We start from the raw sequence: 3,883 nt of genomic DNA, 5'->3' as shown, positions 1-3,883 counted from the left end.
GCCTGCTGTCGTACGCCCGGCCCGGCCCGGCGAAGGGTCAGAGGTGGCTGCGGCGTACGCCGGGCCGCGTGGGCTGGGTACGGCCGGCGGCCAGGCACCCGAGCGGGCGGAGAACAGGGCAGGGCGGGCGGGTGGACGACCCGGCACCGACCCCCGGCCGGGTAGTCCACCCCGGGCCGTCTGCCCAGGCCAGCCCGCTGCGAAGGGTGGACCACCCACAACCCGGGAGCGGCCTGAACCGCGCCAACCGCGTCTCCACGGATGCTGACCAGCACCTCAGAACGCCAGGACCCTCGCACGGCTACTCATTCAACTCAAGCACGTGGGGAAGCGAGGTCCATTCAGGCAGCCAGTCGGTGGCTATCTCACCGGCAAGAGCAAGGTGGAACCAGTCACTGAAGGAGAGGTCGGAGTCGTACCAGTGGTCCACCGAGTGTCGGAGGAAAGCCGACACGGTCCATGAACCGTCCTCGTGCGGGACGAGGAACAACTGGTCTCCGTCGATCGTGTTGCCCCACAGCAGGGCGCCCCCCTCGGAGGGCAGCACAAGGTGGGGCACAGGCGCTGACTGCTCCAGCTGGCCACCCATCAAATCCGCGTACCAGCGTAGGCTGCGAGCGCCCAGAAGAGACATCCGATCTGCGATGCCGACGTCGCCGTAAGCCCCGGCGACGGCGACGAAGTCCTCCGGGAGTACGACCGACCACAATCTGCCGATCTCCTCGATCAAATGACCTTCATCCTGGCGAACAGGCTCCCCCAGCAGCCCGGCGAACTCACTGACACTCTTCACTGCATCCTCATCCCAGACCAGTTGCGCGGGGTCGCACAATACCTCCAGCTCCCCACAGCGTCCGCTCTCTCGACCGTTGAGACTTGTCCTGTGCCGGCGAACTTGGACCGCGTGCCACTGAAGGTGGACCGACGGCAGTTTGTGACAGTGAAGACGGACCGCCGCGGCTGAGACGTCTCCTGGCACGCTGGTGCCATGAACGACTTCCAAGATCAAGAGCTGAGTGATTCGCTCGCCGCTGCGGACTCTCCTTCGTGGAGCGCCAGGGCCGCCGCAGGTCGCCGGCTGGCGGCAGTACCTCGGATCGGGGTCGTCGCCGATGTCCTTCACCGCCTCTTGCTCGACGTTCAGGACACCGCAGTGACCTCGGAGACAGCCGAGGCCCTGTTGGCACGTGGGGACCTGGCCGGTCTGCGCGCCGTGCTCGCAGCCCGAGCCGACGCGACCGACCAGTGGACTGCTGACCAGCTCGTCGCGGAGTTGAACGGTGACCCCCGCTGGATGACCGGTGATGGCGCGGCGGAACTTATCCGGCAACTTCGCGTGCTGGCGGCGGATACGGATCCCGGGGTTCGCAACGAGGCCCGACAGCGACTTTCGCTCCTACGCCAGGACGACTGACCTGCGGCGGTCCATCTTCACTGTCACAAACGGCCGTCGGTCCACCTTCAGTGGCACGCGGTCCAGGTTCGGTGGCACAGGACACTTGTTGACTGACCTGTCGCAACGAAGCTAGTCGGGCCGGATCGCGTTGACCTGCGGGGACTGGATTGAATGAGACGGCCGCGGGTCGGCCGGCGTCCGTCAGGACGCCAGGGTCGTGGTGAACTGGGCGCCGAGCGAGGCTCAGAGGCATACAAATCACAGGGGGGACAGTGGAGCGGATTACCGAGGACCAGGTCGCACAGCTGGCCGGTTTCTTGTTTGCGCGAATCCCTGACGAGGCCTCTCTCCAAGGCGAGGCCCGTCGCGCTGCCACGGCCCTGCGGCTGGCCGCAACCAAACAGGTTGCGGCGGTGCGCTTCCACCGATCCTCGCCGCCCGAAACCGCGGCGAAGACCGAGCTGCACGCAAGCGCCTCATGGAACCTGCTGGTCGCCTTCGCAAAAATTTGGCACGACCACCCAGAATTCCCCGCCGGCGCCGCCAGAGAGACCTTCGAGTTTGACTCTGAGTCTCCCCTCTCGATGGCAGAGCACCGCGCCCAGTTCACCACGACCCTGGCGTCCTGACGGACGCCGGCCGACCCGCGGCCGTCTCATTCAATCCAGTCCCCGCAGGTCAACGCAATCCGGCCCGACTAGACGCCGCTGTAGTGGTTACGGCTCAGGTTTCGGCGTGGGTGTCGGGCGGCCAATCGTTGGTAGCCACAAGCGGCAGAAGTTTGAAAGCCACACCCGACACCCCTGGGCGGGCCAACCATACGAAGGGCCGGCCCGGACCCGTGCTGTCCTTGGACAATGAAGTTAGTCCGGTGCGGTGGTCTGACCTGGAGCGACTAGGTTGGATGTCAAACGATCAGACCCTTCTTCCAGGTGTGTCTGCCCCCAGCCCACGAAGTGGATGTCTGGCCAGGCACGTTGGCCGACGGAGGCGCAGGGCTTCACGCACCAGATGGCCATCGGCAAAGATGATCGCCATGAATGACGGTCTTATCCAGTTCGTGCGAAGGCGTCTCGACGAGGACGAGCACAACGTCGTGATGATCACGTCGCTTGCTCCTCCCGACACGGATGTGACCCTCGACAGCACGATCCCCATGATCGACATGGTTCGTGCTGTCACGGACCTCTATGCATCGGTTGCATACCTCGACGTGCCAGAAGGATCTAGCAGCAGGGGCTTCGAGGCTGGGTGGGCTGCTGGCCTGGGCGAAGCAGTCAGGCTTCTCGCTCAGAGTTACCACGACGCCCCGGACTACCGTGAGGGGTGGCGCCCCCAGACGCTTACCCAGGAGAGCCTTGCCGATCCCGAAGCGTGACGCAGGCTGTCGTACTGACCTGGGCATTCAAGGTTCGGTGGCACTGAGGTGGTACCAGTCCTGGGTGATTGCCCAGGACTGGACGTCCGCCTCCGCAGACTCCACCTTGACCGGCACAGCCACCCAGCACCCCCAGCCCGCTTACCCGTACGACTAGATTCGCTGGCAAGGAACCTCATCGGATGGCTGGTCGAAGGGGTGGAGGATCATGCGCGTCACCGTTGACGGGGCACACATCGGAAGCCAGGCCGACCTGCACCGGGTTCTTGCCGGGCCTCTGGACTTCGGTCCGTACTACGGGCACAACCTGGACGCCCTGTGGGACCGTCTGAGCAGGGATGTCGAGCGCCCGGTCGAGATCTTCTGGGAGAACGCTGAAGCCAGCCGGGGCCTCATGGGCGACGAAGCGTTCGAGGCGATCGCATCGGTACTGGTCCGAGCTGCCAAGCAAGACGAGCCGAACGCGCCGGACGAGAGGCTGACCGTGCGTTTCGCCTGATGCTCAGTTCGGCGGAGGCCGGTCAGACTCCGGTGAGACTGATCAAACTTTGACGCCGCAGGTCAGGTACGGTGCGGGCATGACCGAGGCTCTTCCTTCCGACGTTGACGTGCCCGACGAGATAGCTGAAGCAGAGGTGGGGATGAAGGGGATCACGTTTCCTGCCTGGCACGGAAAGCACTACGTGACCCTGGCGGAGCTACTCGTCCGCCTCGGCAGCTTCGGCCTGGGCCTGAAGTGGCGCGTCGAGTTCGACGAGATCGTCGATCCTCGCTGCGTCGATATGGAGGGGCAGTCTGCCGACGGCGGCATGGACACCTTGACGCTGCTGTCATTGACGACCCCCTTCCTCCAACTGATCGACGCTGAAGCACGTGGGTTCGCCGAGGACAAGGTGATGATCGTTCTGACCGAAGTGGACAGCTCGTTGTGGGACGTCAGGGCGGCCGACGAGCGCGTACTCGACGAACTTCGCCGCCACTATCCCGGGGCAACGGACCTTGGCGCAGCGGCTTCGCCGCTGTAGTGGTTCCGGCTCAGGGTTCGGCGTGCCTGGCGGGACAGGGGCCGAGGTGGGAGTTGTGATCGTTCGCGAAGCTCTGCTCTCCAG

The 3,883-nt window shown here is 65.0% G+C and carries 6 protein-coding genes; 5 read left to right on the top strand and 1 reads right to left on the bottom strand.

Translation table 11 applies throughout. From position 1 onward, the window contains the following. Nucleotides 1-301 precede the first annotated feature (301 nt). Nucleotides 302-793 carry a hypothetical protein gene (locus ACFUK0_RS39815; protein WP_380258917.1) on the bottom strand — a complete coding sequence of 164 codons (492 nt, stop codon included), beginning with the start codon at nucleotides 791-793 and terminating at the stop codon, nucleotides 302-304. A gap of 195 nt (nucleotides 794-988) precedes the next feature. Here ACFUK0_RS39815 and ACFUK0_RS39810 point away from each other — a divergent pair, with 195 nt between their 5' ends. From ACFUK0_RS39810 to ACFUK0_RS39790, 5 genes are all read left to right on the top strand, one after another. Beyond that, nucleotides 989-1,414, top strand: coding sequence for a hypothetical protein (locus ACFUK0_RS39810; protein ID WP_380258916.1), 426 nt, complete (start codon nucleotides 989-991; stop codon nucleotides 1,412-1,414). Between the two features lie 254 nt (nucleotides 1,415-1,668). Next, nucleotides 1,669-2,025, top strand: a complete 357-nt coding sequence (locus ACFUK0_RS39805; RefSeq protein WP_380258914.1) for a hypothetical protein — start codon at nucleotides 1,669-1,671, stop codon at nucleotides 2,023-2,025. Between the two features lie 407 nt (nucleotides 2,026-2,432). After that, complete coding sequence (locus tag ACFUK0_RS39800; protein WP_380258912.1) at nucleotides 2,433-2,774, top strand: DUF6221 family protein; 342 nt, start codon at nucleotides 2,433-2,435, stop codon at nucleotides 2,772-2,774. Nucleotides 2,775-2,982: 208 nt separating this feature from the next. Beyond that, the gene (locus ACFUK0_RS39795; protein WP_380258910.1) at nucleotides 2,983-3,273 is read left to right on the top strand and encodes a barstar family protein; all 291 of its coding nucleotides are present in this window, start codon (nucleotides 2,983-2,985) and stop codon (nucleotides 3,271-3,273) included. Nucleotides 3,274-3,352: 79 nt separating this feature from the next. After that, entirely contained in the window at nucleotides 3,353-3,799 is a 447-nt protein-coding gene (locus ACFUK0_RS39790) for a hypothetical protein (protein WP_380258908.1), read from the top strand. Nucleotides 3,800-3,883: the final 84 nt, after the last annotated feature.

This window comes from Kitasatospora sp. NPDC057223 (assembly GCF_042669755.1).
Classification (GTDB): Bacteria; Actinomycetota; Actinomycetes; order Streptomycetales; family Streptomycetaceae; genus Kitasatospora.
This window is presented reverse-complemented; position numbering and strand designations above follow the sequence as displayed.

Excerpts from the sequence above, each read along its gene's own strand:
- ACFUK0_RS39810 (WP_380258916.1), top strand. The coding sequence starts at position 989 with ATGAACGACTTCCAAGATCAAGAGCTGAGTGATTCGCTCGCCGCTGCG.
- ACFUK0_RS39790 (WP_380258908.1), top strand. The coding sequence starts at position 3,353 with ATGACCGAGGCTCTTCCTTCCGACGTTGACGTGCCCGACGAGATAGCT.
- ACFUK0_RS39795 (WP_380258910.1), top strand. The coding sequence starts at position 2,983 with ATGCGCGTCACCGTTGACGGGGCACACATCGGAAGCCAGGCCGACCTG.
- ACFUK0_RS39800 (WP_380258912.1), top strand. The coding sequence starts at position 2,433 with ATGAATGACGGTCTTATCCAGTTCGTGCGAAGGCGTCTCGACGAGGAC.